13 protein-coding genes are annotated in these 25,047 nt (G+C 72.5%); all 13 read right to left on the reverse strand.

Translation table 11 applies throughout. The features are described from left to right. Positions 1-9 precede the first annotated feature (9 nt). The 13 genes from GT347_RS04985 to GT347_RS05045 all read right to left on the reverse strand — a co-directional run bounded on the left by GT347_RS04985 (position 10) and on the right by GT347_RS05045 (position 25,046). A complete protein-coding gene (locus GT347_RS04985; RefSeq protein WP_160550912.1) occupies positions 10-984 on the reverse strand; it encodes a FecR family protein in 975 nt (324 codons plus the stop codon). A gap of 39 nt (positions 985-1,023) precedes the next feature. Then, positions 1,024-1,536, reverse strand: a complete 513-nt coding sequence (locus GT347_RS04990) for an RNA polymerase sigma factor (protein WP_160550913.1) — start codon at positions 1,534-1,536, stop codon at positions 1,024-1,026. Between the two features lie 5 nt (positions 1,537-1,541). Next, positions 1,542-2,222 carry a TonB family protein gene (locus GT347_RS04995; RefSeq protein ID WP_160550914.1) on the reverse strand — a complete coding sequence of 227 codons (681 nt, stop codon included), beginning with the start codon at positions 2,220-2,222 and terminating at the stop codon, positions 1,542-1,544. A 150-nt stretch (positions 2,223-2,372) separates the two neighbouring features. Continuing rightward, positions 2,373-2,870: a YbjN domain-containing protein gene (locus GT347_RS05000; RefSeq protein ID WP_160550915.1), complete on the reverse strand. Its 498-nt coding sequence runs from the start codon at positions 2,868-2,870 to the stop codon at positions 2,373-2,375. A gap of 32 nt (positions 2,871-2,902) precedes the next feature. Next, the gene (locus GT347_RS05005; RefSeq protein ID WP_160550916.1) at positions 2,903-3,835 is read right to left on the reverse strand and encodes a peptidylprolyl isomerase; all 933 of its coding nucleotides are present in this window, start codon (positions 3,833-3,835) and stop codon (positions 2,903-2,905) included. After that, entirely contained in the window at positions 3,832-3,969 is a 138-nt protein-coding gene (locus tag GT347_RS05010; RefSeq protein ID WP_160550917.1) for a hypothetical protein, read from the reverse strand. Before GT347_RS05010 ends, GT347_RS05005 begins: the two co-directional genes overlap by 4 nt. Positions 3,970-3,985: 16 nt before the next feature. Beyond that, positions 3,986-4,699 (reverse strand): hypothetical protein, encoded by a 714-nt coding sequence (locus tag GT347_RS05015; protein WP_229722705.1) that lies wholly within the window; start codon positions 4,697-4,699, stop codon positions 3,986-3,988. An 11-nt stretch (positions 4,700-4,710) separates the two neighbouring features. After that, positions 4,711-6,477: a putative porin gene (locus tag GT347_RS05020; protein WP_160550918.1), complete on the reverse strand. Its 1,767-nt coding sequence runs from the start codon at positions 6,475-6,477 to the stop codon at positions 4,711-4,713. Between the two features lie 47 nt (positions 6,478-6,524). Then, positions 6,525-7,256, reverse strand: a complete 732-nt coding sequence (locus tag GT347_RS05025) for an energy transducer TonB (RefSeq protein ID WP_160550919.1) — start codon at positions 7,254-7,256, stop codon at positions 6,525-6,527. Between the two features lie 10 nt (positions 7,257-7,266). Further along, positions 7,267-7,683, reverse strand: a complete 417-nt coding sequence (locus tag GT347_RS05030) for an ExbD/TolR family protein (RefSeq protein WP_160550920.1) — start codon at positions 7,681-7,683, stop codon at positions 7,267-7,269. A gap of 13 nt (positions 7,684-7,696) precedes the next feature. Then, a complete protein-coding gene (locus tag GT347_RS05035; RefSeq protein ID WP_160550921.1) occupies positions 7,697-9,523 on the reverse strand; it encodes a DUF2341 domain-containing protein in 1,827 nt (608 codons plus the stop codon). Positions 9,524-9,582: 59 nt separating this feature from the next. Continuing rightward, complete coding sequence (locus GT347_RS05040; RefSeq protein WP_160550922.1) at positions 9,583-11,226, reverse strand: ShlB/FhaC/HecB family hemolysin secretion/activation protein; 1,644 nt, start codon at positions 11,224-11,226, stop codon at positions 9,583-9,585. A gap of 176 nt (positions 11,227-11,402) precedes the next feature. After that, entirely contained in the window at positions 11,403-25,046 is a 13,644-nt protein-coding gene (locus GT347_RS05045) for a filamentous haemagglutinin family protein (protein WP_160550923.1), read from the reverse strand. Position 25,047 lies beyond the last annotated feature (1 nt).

Consider the following 25,047-nt stretch of genomic DNA (forward strand, 5'->3'; position numbering starts at 1 on the left):
TTTTCCGCCTCAGGCCAGGATCAGCAGGCCCCCGGGCAGCGTGCTGGCACGCAGGTCGAAGGAGCGCTGGATCTGCAGCAGGGCGGCATCCAGGTGGGCGATGGCGAAGCGGCCGCTGACGGCGCTCTGGCGCTGCGACTGCGAGGCCAGCAGCACCCGGCCGGGGCGGTAGCGGTTGATCTCGCGCACCACTTTTTCCAGCGGCACCTGGCGGAACACCAGCTCGCCGTGCCGCCAGGCCGACAGCTCGGCCGCGTCGATGGCGGCCACGTCGCTGACGGACGCGCTGTCGTACACCGCCTGCTGGCGCGCCTGCAGCAGGCGGCTGCCGCCGGGATGCTCCAGCCGCACCGTGCCGTCGATGCAGGCCACACGCACCCGGCCGTCCAGATAACGCACCTCGAAGCGGCCGGCGGCGCCCAGGCTGCGGCCGCTGCCGGCGGCGATGCAGAAGGGCTGGCGGCCGTTGGCCAGGTCTGCTGCCAGGTCCACGGCCGCCTCGCCTTCGAGCAGCTCCAGCCCGCCGTCCTGGCGCCGCGCGCTGGTCTGGGTGTTGAGCACCACCTGCACGCTGTCGCCCAGGCGCAGCGACTTCTGCTCGCCGGTGGCGGTGCGGTAGTCGGCGTTCCACTGCGCGGGCGGATAGTTCACCGCGATGCCGGCCGCCGCCGCCGCGACGGCGCCGCCGGCCATCGCCCCCAGGAAGGCGCGGCGCCGCGCGGGCGGCCGCTGGCGCGCCGGCCGCAGCAGCGCCTGCAGGGCCGGATCGCTGCGCAGCAGCTCGCCCGCGGCCGGCTGCAGGGCCTGCCACTGGCGGCGTGCCTCGGCGAAGGCCGTGCGGTGCGCCGCGCTGCGCTCGCGCCAGCGCAGGAAGGCCTGGGCGTCCCATTGCGTGGCCTGGCCGCCGGAGAGCCGGCGCAGCCACACCCGCGCTTCCTGCTGCAGCGCGTCGGCGGTGTCGGATGTGGACAGAAAGGGGTTCATGTCACCAGATAGACGTTTGCGGCGTGGAGAATCCCCGCCTTATTTTTTGGGGCGCCCGGTGGCGGCGGCGCAGAACTCGTGGGCCTTGCGCAGCTCGTGCTCCACCGTGCGCACCGAGATGCCCAAACGCTCGGCCACCTCCTTGTGCGGCAGGTTCTCCCAGCGCACCAGCACCAGGATGGCGCGGCGGCGCTCGGGCAGGCGGCGCATGGCCTTCATCAGCTGCTCGACCTCGGAGCGGTCCTCGGCGGTTTTCTCGGGGCCGGGGGCATGGTCGGGCAGGTCCATCAGGGCCTCGGCCTCGTCGGCCGGCAGGGCGCGGCTGTGGCTGCGCTGCTGGTCGATGGCGATATTGGCGGCCATGCGCAGCAGGAAGGCGCGCGGGTTGAGCACCGGCGCCTGGTTCTCCAGGCGTTCCAGGCGCAGCCAGGTGTCCTGCAGGGCGTCGCCGGCCAGTTCGCCGCTGCCCAGGTGGCGGGCCAGGCGGCGCTTCAATTCGTCGTAGCGCTGGGTCAGGAAGGCCAGCAGGGCCAGGCGGGCTTCTTCGGACATGGCATTCAGGGCGCGCCGGCGCAGTCCTGGCCCGGCACCTGGCCGCGCGGCAGGATCAGCAGGGTCAGCGGCTGCGGCATGGCGGGCGGCGGCGCCTCCACCCGCAGCTTCTGCATGACGGCGATCAGGGCGCTGTCGCGCTGGCGGCTGCCGCTGCTGCCCAGCAGGCGCGGGCGCTGCATCCGCCCCGCTCCGTCCACCCCGAAACGCAGCAGCGCGCGGTAGCCGCCGGGGGCGGCCAGGGGCTCCTGGCAGAAGGCCTGCCAGAGGCGCGACTGCACCTGGCCGTCGTAGGCATCGAAGACCTGGGCGGGGGTGCGCTCCGTGGCGCCGGCGGCGACGGCGGCGGCGGGTGCCGGCTGCAGCACGAAGGTGTGCAGATCGCCCGCGCCCACGTCCTGCGCGACCAGGCCGGTGCCCTGCAGCAGCCGGCCCAGGGCCGCCTCGGGGCTGTAGCGGCCCTGCAGCGCGGCGGAGCGGCGCTCGGCCACCAGCGTGCTGCGGAACAGCGCCGGCCGGCCGGAGACGCCGGCATAGGCATCGAGCGCGGCGGACAGGTCCTGGGCCGGGATGTCGAAGTCGAGCGGGGGCGGGTTCATCGGCGGCGGGCCTGCGCGCGCCGCGCCGCAGAAACTCGCGGCCAGCACGGCGCAGGCGATGGCGGCGCTGCGGCCATGGCGGCTCATCCCCGGCGGCCGCCGCGCACGGCGCGCGCCCAGGCGCCCGCAGCGGATCTGCGGGCGCCTGGGGAGGAGCCGGTTCGGGTCAACAAGGCAAAGGCGGATGTCGGCAAACGCCGAATGCTGCTCGGTCAATATGACCGCGCCGCTACAGACTCAGTCCGCCGCCGGTGCCTGCGGCGCGGCCGCCTCCGGGCTGCTGCGGTAGTTGCGCAGGTGCAGGAAGAACTCGCCCATCACCTGGGTCCACAGCCGCATCATCCAGGCGACATGGGCGAAGGCGACGCCGCCGGTCACCGGCAGGTCCATCTCCAGCACCACGAAGTCGCCGTGCTGCGACACCCGCGCGAAACGCCGCGCGCGGTGCCAGTCGGCGAAGACCGAGGCGGGCAGCACGCCGCCCTCGATGCGCAGCGGGCAGCTCAGGGTCAGGTCGGCGTACTGGCCGGGGGCCACCGCATTGCCCCAGAGCACCTGGAAACCGATGCCGTGGCTGGCGCTGTGCAGGCGGGTGACACCGTCCTGCTCGACGGGGGTGACGGCGCAGCCGGCGGCCTTGATGGCGTCGGAGGCGGTTTCGGCGGTGAGGTATTGCAGCAGGGTGTCGCTGGCGAGGGCGGAGGCGGCGGTCGGGGTGGCGAGGGTCTCGGTCATGAAGGCTCTTGAAATGGGAAAGGTCGGACGGATCAGGGGGTCTGGCGCAGCGCCGCGTCCAGCGTGGCGGTGTCGATGGAGAGTTCGCTGGCCGGCGCCAGCGCGGCCAGGTAGTTGCGGGCGAGCTGCTGCTGCCGCTGCTGGCGCAGGGCCTGTTCCAGCTGCGGGCGCAGCTCTTCGAAGGTGGCGGGGCGCTCGGGCTGCGTCTCCAGCAGCTTGACGATGTGGAAACCGCCGGCCGACTGCACCGGCCCGGCCACATCGCCGGGTTTCATCGCTGCCACGGTGGCGCGCACCTCGGGCAGCATGCGGGCCAGCGGCAGCGTGCCGGCATCGCCGCCGCGCCCGGCGCTGGTGCGTTCGTCGGAGCGTTCGCGGGCCAGGGCCGCGAAATCGCCGCTGCGCGCCTGGGTGGCCAGCTGCTCGGCCTGGGTGCGCACACGCGCCACGGCGGACGTGTCCTGCGCGGGTGCGGCCAGGAAGATCTGGGCGATGCGGTAGCTGGCGGCCACACGCGGCGCCGGTGCGGCGGCGAAGGCGGCGCGGGCCTCGGCTTCGGAGGGGTAGGCGGCCGGCAGCGCGGAGACGGATTCCAGGTAAGTCGCGCCGACGATGCGGTCGGTGACATCGCGCACCGCCGCCTCCACCCGGGCGCGCACCTCGGGGCGCTCGGCCCAGCCCTTGGCGCGGGCCTCGCGCAGCAGGGCCTCGCTGGCGATGCGCTGCTGCAGCCAGCCGGTGAGCACCGAACGGTCGGCGCGGGCGGCGGCGCGTTCGGCCGGCGGCAGGGCTTCCAGCAGGCGCTGCACTTCCGGCTCGCCGACGGTGATCGCGCCCAGGCGGGCGACGACAGGCTCGGGGCTCGGCGTTGCCGCCTGCGCGAAGCCGCTGGAGATCCAGCAGGCCAGTGCGGCGGCGGCGGCGATCCGCCGGGCGTTCCTGCGCTTGTTGGTGTGGACGTTCATGGTGTGTCTCCTTGCGTCGTCATGGCATCGCCCCGCGTCGCCGCCCAGGCCAGGGCGTAGAACAGCAGTCCGAGGCCCAGGTAGACCAGCAGGCTGACGGCGATCGCCAGCGTTGTGAACAGGTCGATGCTCATGGCATGGCTTCCGCATTCAGTGCGCGGTGGTTGCGGCGGCCGGTGCCGGCGTGGCCCGGGCGTCGAAGCGGCCTTCGTAGAGCTTGTCGCCGTATTGCTGGGCCACCTGCTCCAGCTTCACCCGGCTCTGCGCGGCGAAGGGCTGGCGGGCGGCCAGCACGGTGGAGACGTCCATCGTCTCGTAGGCATGCAGGATCTCCTGGCCGGTGGCGTAGAGGGCCTTGTTCTGCGCCTCGCAGCGTTCGACCGCGCCCTGCCCGGCGCCGTAGGCGGTGGCCAGGCGCTGGCGTTCGGCCTCGGAGGCCTTGGCCATCTTCAGCAGCTCGTCGTAGGCGCCGCGGTACTGGGCGACCTGGGTGGCGGCCTTGTCGGTGACGGCGCGGGCCTGCTGCGCCAGCTTCTGGTTGTCGTCGCCCGCGCGTTCGCGCGCCTGGCGTTCGGCGGCGAGCTGGGCGCGGGCCTGGGCCAGCTCCTTCTTCAGCTCTTCCGTTGCCGGGGCGTTCGCGGCGGCGGCGGCGGGCGCGGGCGCGCGGGCCGGCGCGGCCTTGAGCACCGCCAGCTCGTTCTGCGCCTGCTGCAGCTGCAAGGTGGTGGCGCGCAGCTGCGTTCGCAGGCGCTCCTCCAGGCTTTGCTGCTGGCCGAAGGCGCCGCCGATGTCGGCCAGCGCCAGGCCGACCAGCACCGCGGCGCTGGCCGCGCGCCGCAGGCGTTTCAATCGAAGTGGGGACACGGGCCTGCTCCTCAGAAACGGGTGTTGAGTTCGATCTGCAGCACGTCGATGGACAGCGGCGGGCCGTAGACCTCCTTGGTGGCCACCCAGCGTCCGCTCACCCAGGTGTTGCGGTCGATGGCGTAGGAGCCGCCCAGGTAGTAGCCGCGGGCATTGGTGCCGCCCAGGTGGAAGGTGGGGTCGTTGAAGCCGTCGGGCATGGAATCCGGCTCGATGCGTTTGTAGCCGGCCAGCAGGTTCCAGTCGCCGCGCGCCACCGGCGCCGGGCGGCCGTAGGTGGCCTGCAGCATGTAGGCGTTGCCGCCGCTGCGGAAGTCGTCGATGCCGGTGCCGCCGGTGCCGCTGAAGTTGTTGACGATGCCGCCGTTGGCGCGGGCGAACATCTCGGCCGCGTCGTAGGCGGTGTTGCGGATGTAGTTGCCGTCCAGGCGCAGGCCGTTGCCGGCCACCTGGGTCTGCCACTGCAGGTTCAGGTCGAGCAGCTGGAACTTCGAGGCCTGGCCCACGTACTGCGGCTGCGGCGTGTTGGCCGGGTTGAGCGGATCGAGCGCGATATTGCGCAGCAGCATCAGGGTGTTGCCCTTCTGCATGAAGGCCGGGCGGCTCCAGTCGGTGCTGCAGCCGTCGGCGCCGGCGTACAGGGCGCAGGAGTCGGAGAGGCGGCCTTCGGTGTTGTGGAAGTCGTAGTAGGCGACGGCGCCGCGCAGGCGGTTCTTCGGGTCGAGCTTCCAGTCCAGGCCGACCTGGGCGCCGAGCAGCCACTTGTTGTGGCTGGACTGCTTGTCCTGGCTGCGGCTGGGCGCGTTGTCCGAGGAATATTCCAGCGGGATCAGGCCGAGCGAGCCGAAGACGGTCATGTCCTTGTTGGCGAGGGTGCGCTCGAACCTGGCGGCGATGCCGTCGAAGTTGAGGTCGGCCGAGTACAGCAGGTCGGTGGACATGAAGGGATTGCCGAAGCGGCCGGCGACCAGCTTGACCTCCGGCACCACCTTGTACGAGAGGTACATCTGGTCGAGCCAGACATCCTTCTTGGCCAGGCCGCCGCCCAGGGTCTGGGTGGTGGAGACCGGGCCGTTGTCGCCGCCCGAGGCCAGTCGGATGCCGGCTTCGGTGCGCTCGGAGATGTCGGCCACCACCCCCAGCCGGGCGCGGGCGCGGAACAGGTTGCGCCGGTCCTCGCGGGTGTTGAGCAGCGGCGGCAGCGCCAGGTTGGTGTTGGGGTTGAGGTCGTAGCCGCTGCCGCTGTTGATCGAGGCCCAGTCGGTCTGGATGTTGTTGTTGTCGCCCGAGTAGCTGCGCGACTCGTAGCGCGCCCGCACATCGCCTTCCAGGCGCAGGCGCTTGGTCCAGTCCGGCGTTTCGTTGGGCGCTGCCCAGCCTTCGGCCTGGGCCTGGGCCATGACCTGGCCCTTGACCTCGTCGCGGATCTGGTCGCGCACGGTCTGGGAGATATAGGGCACCCGCACATCGCCGGGCTGCAGCTGCAGGGCGCTGGCGGCGGTGGCCGAGCCGGCGGCCGCTGCCGCGACCGGCGCGCGCTGGGCCTGCTGGGCCTGCTGGGCGGCCATGGCCTCGGTCTGGGCCTGGGCCAGCAGGGCATCGCCCACGTCCTTGGCCAGGGTGCCGCTCTGGATCAGGCCGCGGATCAGGCGGACCATGGCGGTTTCGTTGGCGGGCGGCGCGGTCTGGGCTTGCGCCGAGCCCAGCGCGCCCATCAGCAGCAGCGCGCAGACCTGCGATACCGCCCGCCGTTCGTGCGTGGAGAAGAAATGTTTCATGGCTTGGTTCACATGGAAAAAGGTGGGGGACGGGCGATGCGTTTTTTTCAGGGCCGGCGGCCGCGCATGGACACCCGCAGCGGGAAACGCAGCGAGGCCGGCGGGCGCTCGTCGATGCGGTCGAGTTCACGCACCATGGCGAGAACGGCGTCGTCGATCTGTTTGTCGCCGGTGCCGCGAAGCAGGCGCACCTGGGCGGTGCGGCCATCGGCGTCGAGCCAGAGTTCGATCTGGATGTCCTCGAAGGCCAGCAGCCGGGTGCGCGCATCGCGCGCCAGGCCCTGCTGCAGGGCGTTGGACACGTAGCGGGCATAGGAGCCGGCGCCTAGCCCGCCGCCGCCCGGGCCGCCGCCGGTCATGCCGCCGCCGCGTCCGGCCGCGATGCCGAAGGCGTCGGTGCCGGCCTGCGCGGCGCCGTCGATGGTCACCGGGTCGCCCAGGTCCTTGGAGGGGCTGGGCGGGCTGTCGTCCTTGGGGGCGTCGAGCGGCCGCTCCGGCGTGGGCTTGGGCTCCACCGGCTCGGGCTTGATCTTCTCGGGCTCGGGCTCCGGCGGCTTCTCCGGCACCGGCGGCGGCGGAGGGGGCGGCGGCAGCATCAGCATGGGGGTGTCGGCGCTCTTGCGTTTCTGGCCGGCGGTGTCCGACAGCAGGCGCCAGGCCAGCAGCACCAGCGCCAGCAGCACCAGGGCGCCGATGGCGTGGCCGCCCCAGCGGCGCCACCAGCCCGCGCCGCGCGAAGTGGCCGGGGAACGTGCCGTGCCGGCAGGAGAAAGGTTCACGGCCACTCCCTCACGCCGCCGGCTTGCCGGTCACCAGGCCGATCTGGTTGAGATCGATGCGGCGCAGCAGGTCGAGCACCTCGACCACCTTGGCGTACTGCACCGAGGAGTCGCCGCGCACGATGACGGGGAAGTCCGGCGTCAGCGCCTTCTCGGTGCGCAGGCGCTCTTCCAGCTCCGGCAGCGTGACCGGATAGGCATCGAGGAACACCTTGCCGGCGTTGTCGATGGTGATGGCCTTGGTCTTGGGTTTTTCAAGCGCCACGGCGGCGCTGGCCTTGGGCAGGTCGACCTTGATGCCGGGGATGCTGGCGTTGCTGGTGAGGATGAAGATCACCAGCACCACCAGCAGCACGTCCACGAAGGGCGTGATGTTGATGCCGCCCGTGCGCTTCTTGGTGCCGAAGCGGGATGCGTTGGATGCCATGGCGCGGTCCGCCTCAGGTGGCCAGCGGGTTCTGGCCGGCGGACCAGCTGGCCGCCGGGTGGCTCGGCTCGCGGCGGGTGGCGGCGCGCACCGGCTGCGCCTGCGGCAGCGTGCGGCCCTCGCCCTGCTCTTCGGCCAGGCGGGTGACGAACTCGTCGACGAACACCGCCATGTCGGCGGCGATGGCGTCCGAGCGCGAGGCCAGCCAGTTGTAGCCGAACAGCGCGGGGATCGCCACGCCCAGGCCGGCGGCGGTGCACAGCAGGGCCGCGGCCATGCCGGGAGCCACCGAGTTGATGTCCACCGCGCCGGCCATGGCCGCCACCACGAACACCAGCATGATGCCGATCACCGTGCCGAACAGGCCGACGTAGGGCGCGCCCTCGATGGTGGTGGAGAGCCAGTTCATGCGTTTGCTCATGCGCTCGTTCTCGCGCACCTGCACGCCGTCCATGGCGGCGCGGATGGCGGCGATGGTGGCGCTGGAGACGGCGCTGAGGTCGAAGCCGCGGTCGTGGCGGCGCTGCATCTCCTGCACCGCCACCTCGTAGAGGCGCCACAGCGGGGCGTCGGCCTTGACGTCGTCGGGCACCCGGTTGCCGTTGGCGAGCGCATCGAGCGGGGCGCCGGCGGTCTCGCGGAAACGCTGGATGAAGAAGGCGTTGGCGCGCGAGGCGGCGCCGTAGCTGCGGCCCTTGCCGATCATGATGGCCCAGGAGACCAGCATCATCAGGCCGAGCAGGCCGACCACCACCCAGGCGTCCAGCGGCATGGCGGCGAGGATGAAGCCCAGGTGGCTCTTGCCGGCCTGCTGCTCGTCGGCGCCGAAGGCCACCAGGCGCGAATCGGCGCCCTGCGACACGGCGTCGGCCAGGATCAGCGCATCGGGACGCGCCACCTTGGAGACGCGCAGTTCGTCGATCGCACCGGCGAAGGGCTGGAAGCCCGGGGCCGCGCCGACCGAGGCCGCGCCGGCCAGCGCCGGAGCTTCGGCGGCCAGCGACACGCTGGGCCGGCCGGCCACGTACAGGGCCACGCCCTGGCCGCCGGTCTTGAGGGCGATGTGCGACCACTGGCCGGCCTGGATCGGCTGGCCCGGGTTGCTGCGCTTGCCGCCGACCTCGACGAAGGGCACGCCCTGGTCGATGCCCAGCACCAGCGAGGCGGCGCCTTCGCCGCGGGCGTACAGCACCTGGTTGGGGCCGAGCTGGTCCGGGCGCACCCACAGCGAGATGGTGGTGGCGCCGCCGGCGGCCAGGCCCAGCGAGGGCGATGCCGGCAGCATCAGCGCCTGGCCGCCGAGCTGCACGCCGCGGCCGATGACGGTGCCTTCGGCGGCCGGCACGGTGTTCTGGGCGTTGTTGCCGTAGGCGGTGGTGTCGCGCGCCGGGGCGTTGGCCTCGGCGAAATGCCAGACCAGGGTGTAGTCGGGGTCGAAGCTGCGCTGGCCGTTGCCCGATGCCGGCGCCTTCTTGTTGCCGTAGTACATCCACAGCTTCTGCGGCGTGCCGGCGACCTTGGGCACGTCCACCCACACCAGGGCGATGCCCAGCAGCGGATCGAACTGCTCGATCTGGTGGTTGAGCACCGTCTTGTCGTCCTCGGCCACGAAACGCAGGTCGGCGCCGGCCTCGCCCACGCCCTCGAAATTGAAGTTGCCGGTGTGCAGGCGCACCAGCACCGGCGCGCGGCCGGCGTCGCCGCCGATGGCGCCGGCCTGCGGTCCGCCGTCGATGGTGATCGGCTTGCGGTAGGCCCAGTCGGGCTGCCACCAGGCATGGGCCATGCCCGGCAGGAAGGTGCTCACCAGGGTGAGCAGGACGAAGAGGATGCGTCGCATGGGAAATATCTCCAGAAGCGCGGTGCGATGGAAAAACGGTTCTTGAAAAAAAGCCGGGTTCAGTAGGTGGCGGTCAGGCTGAAGCTGAGCCGGGTGTCGTGGCGTTCGGTGCGGGCGCCGTCCTTGAGCGGATAGCCCAGGTCCACCCGGCCGAGCAGCTGCTCGCCCAGCCGGAAGCTGGTGCCCAGGCCCACCGAGCCGAAGCTGAAGCGGTCCTTCTGCTGGGGCAGCGGCTCTTTCAGGCGCAGGTGGGCGGCGTCGAGGAAGGTGTAGACACGCCAGTTGCTCAACCAGGACGGAAACAGGCCGATGGCCGGGCTGCGCAGCTCGGCCGAGCCGACCAGGCCGATGTCGCCGGTGGACTCGGCCGCCAGGTAGCCGCGCACCGAGTTGATGCCGCCGGCGGCGATCTGCTCGGTCGAGACCAGCGGCGAATCCGTCAGCTGCCCGGCCAGGCGGGTGTTGAGCTGCAGGTCGCTGGCGAAGGTGTAGGTGCTGTTGACATCGGACTTCAGCACCAGGAAGCTGGGCGAGGCCTTGTAGCGCTTGTAGTCGAAGGCGGCGGCGTCGCTGGTGTAGCCGAAGGCACTGCGGGTGCCGGCGACGATGGAGGCGTTGAGCGCGGTCTGCACCCGCTGGTCCTGCAGGAAGCCGGAATAGGACAGCGTGATCGGCGCGTACTTCAGCGGCACGGTGTCGCCGGTGCTGCCCAGGCGCAGCGCCTCCTTGTTGTCCTTGAAGTCGATGCCGGCGCTGAAGGCGTGGTACCACTCGCCCGCGTTGGGCACGGTGTAGGTGGCCTTCAGGCCGATCGAGTGGCCCTTGCCGACCACGTTGGTGCCGCCGATGGTGGCGACGTTGCTGTCGGAGACATAAGCCGAGGCCTCCAGGCTCCAGTCGCTGCCGGGCAGCGGCGCGACGTAGGAGCCGGAGAAGACCTGGGTCTGGTCCAGGTCCTGCGGCGCGCCGAAGAAGGCCAGCGAGAGGCTGTGGCCCATCTGCCAGAGGTTGTCGTTGGCGATGCTGGCGGTGGCGCGCAGGTGGCGGGTGTCGGCGCTGTAGTCGTTGTTCAGGCCCAGGCTGCCGCGCCAGGGGCTGCTGTCGTCGACCTTCAAATCCACGTCCATGGTGCCGGGCAGCACGCCCTGGCGCACCAGGGGCACCACCTGGCGTTTGGGGCTGCGGTTGAGGGCGGTGAGCTGGGCCTGGGCCTGGTTGAAGTCGGGCACGGCGCCTTCCTGCAGGGCCGACACCTGCTCGCGCACTTCCAGCGGCGAGTTGTACTGGGCGCCCACCACCCGCACGCGGCCGACGCGGGTCTCGCTGACCTGCAGGAAGACGATGCCCTCGGTCACCTGCTGCTCGGGCAGGTCCACGTAGACCGACTGGTAGCCCTGGGCCTGGTAGGCGGCCAGCAGGGCGTCGCGGGCGGATTCGATGTCCTTCATGGTGCGGCCGGGGCCGAGGAAGGGGGTGACGGCCTGCTCGATGGCGCGGGCATCCAGCACGGTGTTGCCACGCACGATGTATTCGGCGATGTCGACCTGGCGCTGTGCTTCCTGCGGCGCCGGCTCGGCGGCCGCGGCCGGTGCGGCGGCCTGCGCCCGGGACAGGGCCGGCGTGCCCGCTGCCAGGGCCGTCAGGGCTGCCAGGCACACCGCGCTCCAGCGCTGTCGCGGCCGGCTTGACTTGTCTTGATGCATGGAGGGAGCTCTATCTTTCGAAGGCGGGCAGAAACCGGCCCATGGTGGGCAGGCTTCATGTCGTGGATGCGTATGTCTGCTTAGACGTGCGGCCCCGGCCGAAACCGTCATTTGTCACGAAATGTTCATGAAAATATTTCGGCCGGGGTGCGCGGGGCGGCCCGCGCGGAGTGCCGTCAGCGGGTCAGCGCGCGGCGCTCGCTGGCCGTCAGGGCCTGCTGTTCGGCGGCATCCAGGCGCCCTGCCCCGAGCACCTGCACCACGCCGTCGGGGTTGTAGGCCTGCGGCCGGCCGGGCGTGGTTGCGGCCGGGGCACGGCTGCCCTCGCCCTCCCCGCCGCGGTCCAGCACCCGCACGGTGAACACCGAGGGCAGGTTCTGGCGCGCCGCGCCGCGTTCGCGCTGCAGCGTCTCCTGCGCCGCCATGCCGGCCTGGGCGGCGGCGGCGCTGGCGTTGCTGAGCGCACCGACATTGACCGCGGCGATGGTCGGAATGCCCACCGCCTTGCCCTGCACCTGGATGTTGGCCGCGTTGGCCACCTGCAGCGCCGCCAGGTTGACGTTGCCCGACACCCGGATGCCGGCCTCGCCCGCGTCGATGGTGCCAAGCGGCGCCACCAGGTCGATGTCGCCCGGCGGGATCTCGGGGATGGGGTTGAGCGTGGCGATGCCGGCGCCGGTGGTCGGCGCGCTGGGCGACAGGGTCACGTTGCCGGCCGAGTCGTAGGTGCGCAGCTGCGGCGTGTAGACCACATTGGTCTTGGCGCCCCGGCCGGCGTTGATGTCGCCGGTGGCCGACCAGCCCATGATGTTGCCGCCGAAGGTGGTGAAGACCCGGCTCTGGCCCAGCAGGATGCTGCCCAGGGCGTAGATCTCGATATTGCCCTCGCCCTGCGTCAGCAGGCCCGATCCGCTGGCCGGGACGAAGCCGCCGTCCACGCCGACCAGGGTGCGGCCGCCGGGGGTCATGACCTGGATGTCGCCGCCGAAGTCGGTGTGGATGCCGGCGTCCTGCACCTCGTAGTAGGGCACGTTGTAGCCGGGGCTGCCGGCCGCCACCCAGTCGTCGTAGCGCAGATAGGTCTTGCCGGGCTGCGGGCGCTTGCTGAGCAGGCCGTCGACGGACTGGCTGTGATAAGTGGCGCTGCTGAACATGGTCAGGCCGCCCTGGTAGTCGAGCGCGCGGCCCTGGGTGTCCTGCCCGGGGAACAGCGCGGCGATGGCGTCGCGGCCGCGCAGGTAGCTGCCCTCGCGCGGGCCGGCCACGGCGTTGTATTCGCGGCCGGAGGCCTTCAGCTCGGCGTAGTAGACATTGCGCAGGAACACCCGCTGCTGCTCGGCCGGCAGGGCGGCGAAGAAGCTGCGTGCGTCCATGGTGGCCGCGTCGAAATGCAGGCCCAGGCCGTTGGCGCCGCCGAAGCGCTGGCCCAGCCAGTTCACCAGGTAGAGCTGGCTGGTCTGGCCGTATTCGTTCTGCAGGTCGCGCCGGGCAGCCACGGTGCTGCCGCTGGCGGCCTGGCGGCGCGCGCTGTCCAGCTCGGCCTGGCGGGCGGCCAGGAAGGCGGGGGCGCCGGCTTCGTCGCCGGCATAGCCGAACTCGGCCGCCAGCCACTGCGCCAGGCTGAGGCTGCCGCCGTAGACCTCCACCACCTTGCCCGGCTGGCCGGCCAGCGCCAGGCCGGCGGTGGCGCGGTTGGCCGGATCGAGGTAGCGGGCGGCGAAGCCGGCGTAGTCGGGGCCGGCGCTGCCGACGCCCGCCAGCACCGCGATGCCGGCGCCGGCGCTGCGGCTGGCCGCCGCGCCGGGGGCGATGGCGCCGATGCTGCGCAGCTCGGCCTTGTCGCCCATGTAGATGTCGCGGCCGGCGGTCAGCTCCAGCTGGCCGGGGCCGGCCACGTAGAAGCTGCTGTAGCGGATGTCGCGGCCGGCCTGCACCACCGAGACGTCGTCGGCATGGTGCTGCACGATCAGGTTGCCGCGCGCGCTGCCGATGTCCACGTAGCTGAGCTGGCCCGGCGAGCCGGCGTTGGACGGCAGCGTCGAATAAAAGGCCTTGTAGCCCTGGGCCAGGGTGGGCAGGCCCTCGACGGTGGCCAGCGGCGTGCCGGCGTTGACGATGTCGCGCCCGGCCCGAATGGCCACGGTGCCGCTGCCCTCGTACCACAGCGGGTAGCTGGTGTTGACGTTGGCGCGGGTGATGATGGAGCCGGTGCGCAGGCCGACGATGTCGCCCTGCACCGCGTAGAAACGCGCCGGCTCCTGCCCGGCGGCGGCGTAGTCGGTGGAGGTCGGCGCGACCAGGCTGAACAGCGGATAGGCCTGTTCGGTGTACTGGCCCTTGCCGTCGTAGAGGGCGACCGAGGGCAGCAGGCCGTCGGCCGCGACATTGCTGGCATGGGCCAGGCCGAACCAGGCGTTCAGGTAGCCGCCGCTGAAGCCGGGGTTGAAGGGCGTGGGCAGCCGGACCGGGTCCACGCCCGACATCGACACCGCATAGCCGCTCGCGAAGATGGAGCCCGCGGCCAGCAGTTCGAGCTGGCCGGTGCCGGCGCCCTGGGTGAACTGCGCGCCCGAGGGTGCCGGCGCCAGCACCAGGCTGGCGGTGCTGGCGGTGGTGACCGGCGTGGCGACGCTGCCGGTGTTGCCGTAGAACAGGCTGCCGCTGGCGGCGGCCGCGCGCAGCACCGAGGGATAGACGATGCGGCCGTCGGTGGCCATGAAATCGACCTTGGTGCGTGTGTCGGCGGTGGCGGAGACCGGGTTCAGGTTGCCGCCGGCGCTCAGCAGGTCCACCGCGGTGGACGGGGTCCACAGCGAGAACCAGGTCCAGCCCTGGCCGGTGAAGGCGCTGCCTGCGTAGTTGAAGGGCGTGCCGTCGTTGTAGAGCGGCACCCGGCCGGGATCGACCACCGCGCCCACCACCAGGTCGCCGCGGGTGTCCACCCGCACGCCGGCATCGCCCGGCACCAGCACCACGCCGCCGCCGGAATAGGCGGCCGTGGGGCGGAAGGCGCCGTAGCCGCGCGATTCCTTGGGGTCGTTGGCGTCGTAGCGCAGGTCGATGCCGCCGGCCGCGCCGGTCTGCAGCTGCAGCGCGCCGCGCAGGTTGACGAAGCTGCCGTTGAGGTCGAGCAGGGTCTGGGTGCGGGTGGCGCTCGGGTTGTCGATGCCGGTCTGGAAGGAGCGCACGTCGGCCACCGGGTTGAGGGCGCCGCCGATGCGGATGTCGAGGTCGCCGCCGCCGGTCAGCACCGGTTTGCCGTCGGCGCCGATGCGGCCGGTGCTGCCCACCGCCAGGTCCAGGCCCTGGCTGCGCTGGTTGTAGTACTGGTTGAACTGGCCGCGTGCGTCGATGGTGCCGGCGTCGCCGCCGGTGCGCAGCACCAGGTTGCCGCCACCGAGGGTGCCGATGCCGGTGAAGCCGACCAGGTAGGGCTGGTCCTCGAACAGGGTGTAGGTGCTGCTGAGGCCGCTGACATAGCTGCCGAAGTTGATCCACCAGGCGGTGGGAATGCCGTCGGCGCCGGGCGTGACGCTGCCGGTGCCCTGGCGCCACAACCAGTTGCCCACCGCGGCGCTGCCGGAGATGCCCGGGCGGGTGTTGCCCAGCGGGTCGCCGCGGTCGCCGGAGGCGCGGCTGCCGATCAGGTCGCCCTTGACCGCGCCGCCGGCCTTGACCAGCAGGTCGCCGCCATGCTCCGGATACCAGGCCTGGTAGAGGCTGCCGGCGCCGCCGTCGACCAGCGGCGCATAGGCCGCGCCGGCCGCGCCGAGCACGGTGCCGTCCGCCGCGGTGGCGCGCGGCAGGTTGTAGCGGTCGGCGCTGCCAGCCGCGGCCAGCGAGGCCGAGGGCGTGCCGGCGGTGTAGACGCCGTAGAGGGACGTCATCAGGATGTCGCCGCCCGAGACCAGGTCGAGCCGGCCGGTGCCGGTGCGGATCACGCTGAAGAGCTGCTGGCGCGCGGGCACGGTGACCGTCTCGGTGTCGGGCGGGGTGGGCGCCGCGGTCTGCACCACGATGGTTCCGTAGCCGAAGCCGTTCACATCCAGGCCGCCATAGGCCTCCAGCAAGGCCAGGTCGTCGCCGGTGATCGGCTGGCCGGGCTGGGCGTTGACGAAGCCGAAGTCGTTGGCCAGGGTCTGCACGTCGATGTTCTCGTCCCAGACGTACTGGGCCGGCGCGCCGGTGCCGGGCACGTCGCGGGTGACCTGGCCCAGGCCGACATGCGCATCGGACATGCGGATCAGCGCCTTGCTGTCCGGCACGGTGCGGCGGGTGTCGGCCGCGCCCAGGTCGGCGCCGGCCACCAGGCGCAGGTCCCAGGACCGGGAGCCGGCCGGCAGCATGCCGGCGACCGCGTAGTTGCGGCCCTGGTTGCCATCGGCATCGCTGGTCCGCAGGTTGACCGAGAGCACGCCGCCGGGCAGCTTGACATCGGTTTCGCTCGGCACGATGGCGCCCTTGGCCAGGCTCAGGTCACCGGCCAGGGTGATGCCCGCGTCGGCGCTGAACTGGTAGGGCAAGGGCACGCCGCCCGGCCAGGTCATGGCGGCGATGGAGGCGGCCGAGGCCAGGCGGAAGCCCGCGCCCAGGCGGTAGCCGGCGGGCACGGTGAAGTCCCGCGCCAGCACGCTGCCGGCGGACTGCACCTTCTGGCCGGCGCCGTCGAAGACATCGCCGCCGAGCACGGTGCCGGCGCGCAGCAGCAAGTCGGCGCCCAGGGTCGCCGGGGCCGGCAGCAGCGTGCCGGTGGCCAGGGTCGCGGCCTGCATCGGCAGGTCGAAGTTGAGCGTGCGGCCGGAGCGGAAATTGGTGCCGCTGGCCAGGGTGGCCATGCCGCCGTGCGGGATCACCACGTCGCCGCCCCAGGGGTTGTGGCCGGCCAGCAGCATCCAGCCACGGTCGTCGGGGGTGACCGGCAGCGCGGCGATGTCGAAGCCGTCGCTCAGGCTGCCGAAGATGTCCAGGTTGCCGCCGGCGCGCAGCACCAGTGCGCCGGCCTCGCCGGAGCCGCGCATGCCGGTCCGCGGGCTGCCGGGGTGGATGCTGGCGTAGCGGTAGCCGGAGAGGTCGATGTCTCCGTCGAGGTGCAGGTCGCCGTCGGGCGTGGCGCTGGCGACGATCACGCCGGGGCGCAGGTGGAACTGGTCGGTGTAGCCGCGCAGGCCGGCGAGCTTGCCGTCCATCAGCGCGCCGTTGGCCAGCGCATGGTCGATGAAGGCGGTGCTGTCGGCGTGTTTCTGGTCGAGATAGGCCTGGTCGACGACCTGGTAGGGGCGGCCGTCGGTGCTGGTGTCGGTGCCGGGACGGGCGTCGGTGTAGCGGGCGAAGGCATTAAGGTTGACGGTGCGCGCGCCCTGGATGGCGATGGTGCCGGCGGCGTCGATGTCCACATCGCTGCCGGTGGCGCCGCCCAGGCGGGGTGCGTTCAGCTCGATGCCGCCGTAGGCCACGGCGTTGTTGGACGCGGTGCCGGCGCGCAGGTCGAAACGCGCGCCGCTGGCCAGCGTCAGCCGGCCCTCGCCGGAATCGAGTTCGATCGCCGCGCGGTTGGCCGCCTCGATCGGCAGGCCGTAGCTGTCCAGGCGCAGCACCGTGCCATGGGCATCGAGCAGCGCGCCGCCGGCCACGGTGAGGCCGCCGCTGGCGGCCAGGCGGATGCTGCCGACACGCTCGCCGCTGGCGTCGATGCGGCCGTTGACGGTGAGCGAGCCGCGGTCCACCGACACCTCCACCGCATGCGCCTGGATCTCGTCGCCGATCACCAGATCGCCCTGCTTCAACTGGAAGCTGCGGGTGCCGTGCAGGCCGCCGGTGTTGAGCCGCTGGTTCAGGCCCGCGAAGTCGGCGATGTGCTGGGCGCGCACTTCGGCGCTGCCGGATTCGTAGGGCACCAGGGTGCCGCCCGCGTCGTAGTGGCCGCTGGCCGTGCCGCGCAGGGTGCCGGCCAGGTCCACCGTGCCGGCGCCCTCGCCCAGCGCGGTGGCGCCGAGCGCACCGGCGCGGTTCTGCACGGCCGAGAGGTCGATGACGGAGCCGGCCGCCTGGCGGATGTCGCCGCCGCGGCTGGCCATCACCAGGTCGCCGCCCCAGCTGTACTTGCTGCTGTCGAAGAAGTCGATCTTGCGTCCGGCCAGGTCGATCTGCGCGCGGCCGGACAGGTTCAGGTCGCCCCCGGCGCTGAGGCTGAGTTTGCCGCTGGGCAGCAGCACGGCGCTGTCCAGCAGCAGGCTGGCGCCTTCGAGCGACAGCTCGGCGCCGAGTGCGCCGAGCAGCGCGGCATTGCTGGCGGCGGCAGCGGCCGCACCGGCGGGCGCACTCACGGTGAGGGCGCCGCCGGCCACGATGCGGTTGACCGAGCCGGCCGCGCCGGTCAGCAGCGGTGTGGCGATGGCCAGCTGGCCGCCGCTGTAGTCGTAGGCCTTGGTGTCGGCGTTCCAGGCGCCGCGCGACTGGTAGACCGCCAGCGAGCCCTGGTGGTTGGCGCTGACGCTTTCGCTGGCGTTCAGGGCCACGGTGCCGAAGCCCAGGGCCAGGCGGTCCTGGCTGTGCACCGCGTCGATGCGGCTGACCGGGCCGAAGCCGAATTCGATCTGGCGCGCGTCGATCTCCAGCCGGCCGCTGCCGGTGCCCGCGCCGCCGCTGGCCACGTTGCCGGGCGGGGTGACGGCGCCGCTCCAGTAGAGCTTGTCGGTACGGATGGTGGCGACATCGCTGGCCGAGCCCCAGCCGTAGATGGCGGGCGTGGACAGCACCAGCTGCTGCAGCGCCGACTTGCCGCTGACCGGGTTATAAGTGGAGAGCGTGGTGCTGCCGTAGAAGTTGACCGCGTCGCGCGCGGTCAGCGCCAGGTTCTCCAGCGCCGGGGCGCCCTGGCTGGTGTCGCCCAGCAGCAGGCGGTCGAGCACCTCCTGGTTAAGTGTCAGGCCCGAAGGCAGGGCGCCGCGCGCGGCGGCGTCGGCCAGCGACTGGGCGCTGCCGACGTTGATGCCGCCCACGGCCAGCACCAGGCTGCGGGTGCCGTAGCGCACCGAGTCGCCGAGCACGAAATCCTTGTCGGTGGCGGCGGTGATCGAGCCTTCGGAATACAGCCGGGTGAGCCGGGTGACGGCCGTGCAGCTGGCGGTGGCGCACTGGCCGATGCGGATGGCACCGGCGCCGCTGCCGTCGTCGTAGGTCGGCACGGTGGGCGCCAGCACGTCGAGCCGGCCGTTGGAGACGGCCAGCAGGCTGTTGTTGCCGGGCGCGTAGATGAAACCCTCGCTGCTGTCGAAGGGCGCGGCGCCGCCGCCCAGGGTGTTCAGGCTGGCGCCCTGCTCCACCACGATCTCGCCGGCCTTGCGGCCGGTGACCAGCACGATCTCGCCGGCCTTGAGCACGGCGCCGGATCGCAGGTAGATGGCGTTGGTGTTGGAGCTGACGGTGATCACCCCGGCGCCCTGGTGGCTGCCGAAGCGGTCGCTGAACGACGATGCCATGGCGCCGCCGATCAGCAGGCGCGAGGCGCCCATGGCGTCGAGTGCGCCGGCCGAGACGGAGACGCCGTCGAAGCCCGCGGTCGGCGCGGCGCCGTCGGCCAGGATCTCGTAGTTGTTGGCCGAGCCCAGCTGCACGGTGCCGGTGCGGCCGGCCTCGGCCGGCTTGTTGAGCAGGCTGGCGGCGAAGGCCAGCGCCGGGGCGCCGCTGTCGGGCCCGCCGGTATTGGGGGCGCCGCGGAACTGCAGGCTGAGGGTGCCCACGTCGCGCTCCAGCACCGGGCGCGGCACGCCGTCGAGCTGCGCCTGGGCGATGGCGAAGTCGGCATACGCCATCTCGTTGTACTGGGCGTAGTGGCGCAGGGTGTCGGCCGAGGTCAGCAGCACCTGGGTGGGTGTGGTCTGGCGCACGCCGGTGTTGGCGGTGCCGAGCCGGGCCGACGCCGACCAGCTGCCGTTGCGCATGGCGGTGGCGGCGCCGGGCGCGGCCGAGGCGGCCAGGCCATTGATCTCCACCCGGAAGGCGCCGGGCAGCAGCGCATAGGTGGACGGCAGCAGCGTGTAGGTGCCGGCGGGCAGGCCGGGCACGCCGGCGCCTATGGTGATCTGGCGGCCCAGGGCCGGGGCACCGGCGCCGTTCTCCGCCGAGATGGGTGCGTAGCCGGCCTGCACGCCGGGCACGATGGCATAGACCGGATTGCTCGCCAGCCCCGGCAGCACGAAACCGCCGCCCTGGGCCGAGCGCTGCATCAGCGGCGCGAGCCGCGCATCCACCGAGCCGCCGCGCCCGCCCAGGAAACCGGCGCCGGTCAGCGTGCCGCCGCCCGACAGGTCCACCGTGGCGCCGGCCTGCAGGTCGATGTGCTGGCCGGTGAGGACGACCGAGGGTTCGTAGCCGACGCCGTAGAGCGTCACGTCGCTGCCGTTGTAGGTGTAGCTCAGCCCGTCGGAGGTGCCGCCGTAGGGCATGACCAGCCCGGCCGCGCTGACCGAGCTGATGCTGCCGGGCAGCAGGTGGACATCGGTGGTGGTGCCGGTGTTCTGGGTGCCCAGCGAGATCGTGCCCAGGGGCGCGCGCAGCACCCCACCCTGGTTGACGGTGGCCGCGGCCAGGGTGAGTTTGCCGAAGGCGGAATACGGCACGGCCGGCAGCGCATCGCCGACGCGGCTGACGGTGATGCTGCGGGCAGGATCGAAACCGAAGGAGGCGTAGCCGTAGAGCGGGTCCGGGTAGTTGAAGAGGCCGGCATAGAGCACGGCGGTGGCGCCGGTGACCGGATAGACCTGGGCGGCGGCCAGGCTGAGGTTGCCCGACAGGTAGACGGCGGTGCCGTCGTTCATGCGCATGTCGCCGCTGCTGCGCAGCACCACCTCGTCGAAGGCGTCGCGCTGGACCACCAGCGGCGTGGCGCCGTTGCGCACCAGTTCGCCGTTGGCGCCGGACTGCCACTCGCCAGCCAGGTCGAGCAGGGCCGCGTCCACCAGCAGTGCCGAGCCGGCCGCCACCGCCGGTGCACCCAGCTTGCCCTGGCCCCTGCCGGTGTTGTAGGAGCCGAACACCGGGTTGGGCATGAAGGTGTTCTGCGCCTGCCGGCCGCTGCTGCCGGCCACACGCACATAAGGGGCCGACAGCCGCACCTGCGAATCGGCCGGCGCGCCGCTGGCCAGGCCGAAGGCGCTGGCGGTGATGCGCAGGCTCTCGGCCAGCTTCAGGTCGACGTTGCCGTCGAAGCTCAGCAGGCCGTTGACCAGCAGCGTCAGGTTGCCGAAGCCGCCGGCGGCGATGCGGTCGGTGCCGATGCGGCCGCTGCCGTAGACCAGGCCGGCATCCGCCTGGCCGGCCTTCAGCCCGGTGGCCAGGGTGCCCGCGCCCTGGGTGGCACTGACGACCAATTCGCGCGGCAGGCGCACCGCGTTGTCGACCTTGGTGCCGGTGAGCACATACAGGTCCAGCGGCTGGTAGTTGGGCGCCTCCAGCGCCAGCGCCAGCGTGCCGGCGGAAGCACCCGCGCCGCCGGCCAGGGCACGCATGCCGCCGTCGAGGAAGAGGCCGCGCTGCGAGGCCAGGGAGATCAGGCCGCCGTCGCCGGCCACCGCCACCGCGCCCTGGCCGGGCAGGTCCAGGGTGGCCGAGGCGCCGGAGGCTTCCAGGCGCGCGCCGGGCCGCAGCACGATGAAGGCGTCGATCGCCGAGGCCGCGGCGCTGGCGTCGGCGCTGTAGCGGTTGCCGATCTCGATGCGGCCGCCCTGGCCCACCGTGCCGTAGCGCTGGCCGGCCACGTCGAGCGCGCTGGCCGACTGGCCGGACACGTCGATCAGCGCCTGCCCGCCGACCCACACCGAGCGGGCATCGGGCATGCCGTCGGCCAGCACGGTGACGCTGCCGTCGCCGGCCGGGCCGGGCAGCACCGAGACGGCGCCGCCATGGGCGACGAGCGAGCCCTCGATGGTGATCTGGCGGTTGCCCTGCAGCGCGATGGTGGCGCCGTTGTCCACGCCGACCAGGGCGCCGGTGCCGATACGCAGCTCGCCCGTGGTGTAGACCGAGCCGGCGTTGAGCGCCACGCTGGCGCCCTTGCGCACCGCCATGCTGCCCTTGACGGCATCCTCCTGGAACTGCGGCGGCAGCCAGACGTCCATGGCGGCGCGGGGGTCGGCGCCGGTGGCGGTCTGGCGGGCGCGGGCGGAGTCCACCTGCAGCAGCGGCATGCTGGCCTGCACCTGGGTGCCGTCGGCGACGTAGAGGCCGTCCTGGCCGGTGACGGTGTATTGCGAGAAGCCGCTGCGGAACAGGGCCGGATCCAGCTGCAGCAGCGGCAGGGTCGCCACCGCCTTCGGCCAGACGGTGCCGGCCGGCAGCAGGTAGCCGGCGGGCACGCGGATGTCGCCGCCGGCCACCGAGCCGGCGGCGTAGCGCCAGGTCACCGCCGGGATCGGCAGGCCGTTGGCGAACAGGCCCCTGGGCAGCACATAGCCGGCCGAGAGGCTGTCGATCAGCACCAGCACCGTGCCGGCGGGTATGCGCTGGCCGGGCGAGATGTAGACATTGGCCTGGGTCACCACGGTGCTGGGCGCGATCCAGTCGATCAGGGTGGTCACCGGCGCGGCGGCGCTGAGCGCCGGCCGCACGGTGGCCGCCAGCGTCTGCCCGCCTTCCAGCACGGTGGCGGTGATGGCGATGTCGATCGGCACGGTCTGGCCGCCGGCGATGGTGTAGTCGGCCGCCAGGCGCAGGGGGATCTGGCTGGCGGTGCCGGCCGTCAGGCTGCCGAAACCGGCGGCCGCCTGGCCGATGACGACCGCGGTGCCGGCTTCCACCTTCAGGGTACCGCCGCCGGTGACGCCTTCGCCGCGCAGCTCGCCATCCAGCGTGAGTGCGCCGGCGCCGCCGATCTGGGCGGATGCCAGGCTGACATCGCCGCCCTTGCCGCCGCGCAGCCGGCCGTTGGCCAGCAACGCCGCGCCCGAGGACACGTTGATGCCGCTGCCGGCCGCCAGACTCACGCCGCCGGTGCTGGCCAGCGAGACCTTGCCGCCGTCGACGAAAGGCAGGCCGGAGATGTCGGTCGGATCCAGCGACAGGTTGCTCCACAGGCCGCGCGCATCCAGCAGCGCACCGGATGCCAGCGTGACGCCGGCGGTGTAGCCGGACGGCGTCACCGCGAGCAGCGGCGCATCCGCCCAGGACAGGCCGCTTGGCAGCGGCCGCGACACGATATTGCCCAGCGAGATGCTGCCGCCGCGTGCGCTCAGCGTGGCGTGCACATCGACCTGGGTGGCATGCAGCGAGATCTCGCCGCCGTTGGCCACCGAGACGGCGCCGTCCACCAGGATGGAACCGTTGGCATAGGCCTGCAGGCCGCCGAGCTGCTGCTCGCGCAGCCAGCCGGCATCGATGCCGATGCCGCCGGTCACCGGGCTGGGCAGGACGTCGTCGCTGCTCAGCGCGTCGGCGACAGCGGCGAAGCTGCCGATGACGATCCTGCCGACCGTGGGCAGCACGGTCTCGCGCAGGGCCAGGCTGTCCTTGTCGTAGATCGGCGTGACCCGGCCGATGACCAGCTGGCCGCGGCTGGCCACGGCGTTCTGCGACTGCTGGTAGCTGTCCAGGCCCGCGTCGCGGGCGGACTGCTGGCGCTCGCCCTGGAAGGCCACCGTCTCGATGCCGCCTTCGAGCACCGCCCGGCCGGTCGAGACGATCAGCCGGCCGGCGTCGCGGCCCACGGTATAGCCGCTCTCCAGCCGGCGCTGCGGCGCGATCAGCGGGTTGTAGAAGGATTCGGTGGCGCTGGCGCCCCAGCGGGCGTGGGCCGCCTCGTAGCCCTTGTAGATGCCGGTGTAGAGCAGGTCGCCGGGCGCACTGGAGGCTTCGTAGAGCCGGCCGTCGCTGCCCTTCAAAAAGGTCTGCTGAAGGTAGCCGGTGGCCACGTCCAGCGTGCCGCCCGAGAGGTTGATGCTGGAGCCGCGCTGGGTGAGCAGCTCGCCGCCGCCGAACTGCACCGTGCCGCCCTGCGCCGCCCATTCGCCGATGCCGTGGCCGCTGGTGCCCAGGTAGCCGCCCACCTCCAGCAGGCCGCCGGCGGTGTACCAGCGGTCGGCGTCGTAGCCGCCGGTGCCCTTGGCCACCTTCACCAGGCGGCGCCGGTCGATCCAGATGTTGCCGTTGTTGAGCAGCGCGCTGTCGCGGTTGCCCGGCGCGTCGCGCTGCTCGTTGCCCTGCACGTTGACCAGCACGTTGTTGGCCGCCATGGCCAGCTGCACGCCGACCGCGCCGGAGACGTCGATGGAGGCGCCCGCGCCCACCGTGCTGCGGCGGGCCGCGTCCACGAAGACCTGGCCGCCGGTGGCCAGGGTGAGGGAGCGGTCCTGGAAGTCGACCTCGCCGTCGCTGGCGATGCGCACCAGGGAGAGGTCGCGCCGGTCGGCGATGCCGTCGGCCAGCTTGTCGCTGAGTGCGATCAGGGCGGCGCGCTGGGCATCGAGCGCGGTGTCGGCGCTGCTGTCCAGGCCGATGGCGGTGATGCTGCCGGGCGCCAGCGTGACCGTGCCGCTGCCGTTGCCGGACTGCGCCATCAGGTGCACCGTGCCGCGGGTGGTGACCGAGCTGGTGGACTGGATCACGCCGGCCTGCAGCACTTCGCGGCCGGTGAGGGTGATGTCGCCGGTCGTCGCCTGAATAAGGCCGGTGTTGGCTACCCGGCCGGCATCGCTGCCGGCGGCCAGCAGCGGCGTGACCACGTTGCCCCGGGTGCTGCTGTTGGTGTTGCCGCTGGAATCCAGCCCGCGCGAGATGGCGAAGGCATCGCCCGCCGCCAGCACCGTCTGGCCGCCGGGGGTGGAGATCTGGCCGCCGTTGCGGGTCTCGCGGCCGGCCAGCAGCACATAGCCGCCGCCCTGGGTGACGGTGGTGGCCGGGCGCGTCTGGATGCTGGCGCCGGGCTCGACGATGACGTCGCCGCTGGCCTTGCCGTGGCTGAAGCCGGTGGCCGAGCTGACCAGCTCATTGGCGAAGCTGGGCAGCACCTTGCCGCCCACGGTGTCGCCGTAGAGGCCCTTGCGGAACTGGCTGTCGCTCATGCCGGCGGCGGCGGCCACCAGGTTGCGGCTATCGACCTGGCTGGAGCCGGAGAAGACGATGCCGTTGCGGTTGACCACCATCACCGTGCCGTCGGCCTTGATCTGCCCCTGGATCTGGCTGGGCCGCGCCTGCGGGTCGTTGACCCGGTTGAGCACCGCCCAGGCCGCGTCCTGCTGGAACTGCACGGTGGTGTTCCTGCCGACGTTGAAGGTCTCCCAGTTGAGGATGGCCTTGTCGGCGGTCTGCTGGATGGCCACGGTGGTGCGGCCGTTGGCCACCGACTGCACCGGCGCGTTGGCGTTGGCCCAGCCGGCGGTGAGGCTGTTGCCGTCGACCTTCAGGCCGCCCTCCCCCAGCCCGTCCGGCACGCCGGAAGCCGCGCCCAGCGCGGCCTGCCGGGCGGCGGCCTGCGCCGCCTGCTGGGCGGCGATGCCGCGCGCGGCCAGATTGAGGTTGTCGAGCGAGCGCTGCAGCTCGGCCTGGGCCTTCTGCTGCTGCGCGACCGGATTGCCCAGGCTGGAGGCCGGCATGCCGTTGGGCAGCCGCCCGGTGGCCGCGGCCACGCCCTGCGCCGCGCCCTTGCCGGCGAACCAGGCCCTGCTGAAGGCCTGCTGCGCCTGCGCGTTGCCCAGCACCGCGCCGGTGGCCAGCATCACGCCGATGGCCTGCACCAGCGGCCGGAGCCTGGGAACGCGGCGGTGCGGCGTGCGGTGCGGAAAACCGCGGAGGACGGGCTGCGGATGCGGGGTGCTGCTGCTGCGTGACATG

The sequence above is a fragment of the Xylophilus rhododendri genome (assembly GCF_009906855.1).
Lineage (GTDB): Bacteria > Pseudomonadota > Gammaproteobacteria > Burkholderiales > Burkholderiaceae_C > Xylophilus > Xylophilus rhododendri.

Excerpts from the sequence above, each read along its gene's own strand:
- GT347_RS04985 (WP_160550912.1), bottom strand. The coding sequence starts at position 984 with ATGAACCCCTTTCTGTCCACATCCGACACCGCCGACGCGCTGCAGCAG.
- GT347_RS04990 (WP_160550913.1), bottom strand. The coding sequence starts at position 1,536 with ATGTCCGAAGAAGCCCGCCTGGCCCTGCTGGCCTTCCTGACCCAGCGC.
- GT347_RS04995 (WP_160550914.1), bottom strand. The coding sequence starts at position 2,222 with ATGAGCCGCCATGGCCGCAGCGCCGCCATCGCCTGCGCCGTGCTGGCC.
- GT347_RS05000 (WP_160550915.1), bottom strand. The coding sequence starts at position 2,870 with ATGACCGAGACCCTCGCCACCCCGACCGCCGCCTCCGCCCTCGCCAGC.
- GT347_RS05005 (WP_160550916.1), bottom strand. The coding sequence starts at position 3,835 with ATGAACGTCCACACCAACAAGCGCAGGAACGCCCGGCGGATCGCCGCC.
- GT347_RS05010 (WP_160550917.1), bottom strand. The coding sequence starts at position 3,969 with ATGAGCATCGACCTGTTCACAACGCTGGCGATCGCCGTCAGCCTGCTG.
- GT347_RS05020 (WP_160550918.1), bottom strand. The coding sequence starts at position 6,477 with ATGAAACATTTCTTCTCCACGCACGAACGGCGGGCGGTATCGCAGGTC.
- GT347_RS05030 (WP_160550920.1), bottom strand. The coding sequence starts at position 7,683 with ATGGCATCCAACGCATCCCGCTTCGGCACCAAGAAGCGCACGGGCGGC.
- GT347_RS05035 (WP_160550921.1), bottom strand. The coding sequence starts at position 9,523 with ATGCGACGCATCCTCTTCGTCCTGCTCACCCTGGTGAGCACCTTCCTG.
- GT347_RS05040 (WP_160550922.1), bottom strand. The coding sequence starts at position 11,226 with ATGCATCAAGACAAGTCAAGCCGGCCGCGACAGCGCTGGAGCGCGGTG.
- GT347_RS05045 (WP_160550923.1), bottom strand. The coding sequence starts at position 25,046 with ATGTCACGCAGCAGCAGCACCCCGCATCCGCAGCCCGTCCTCCGCGGT.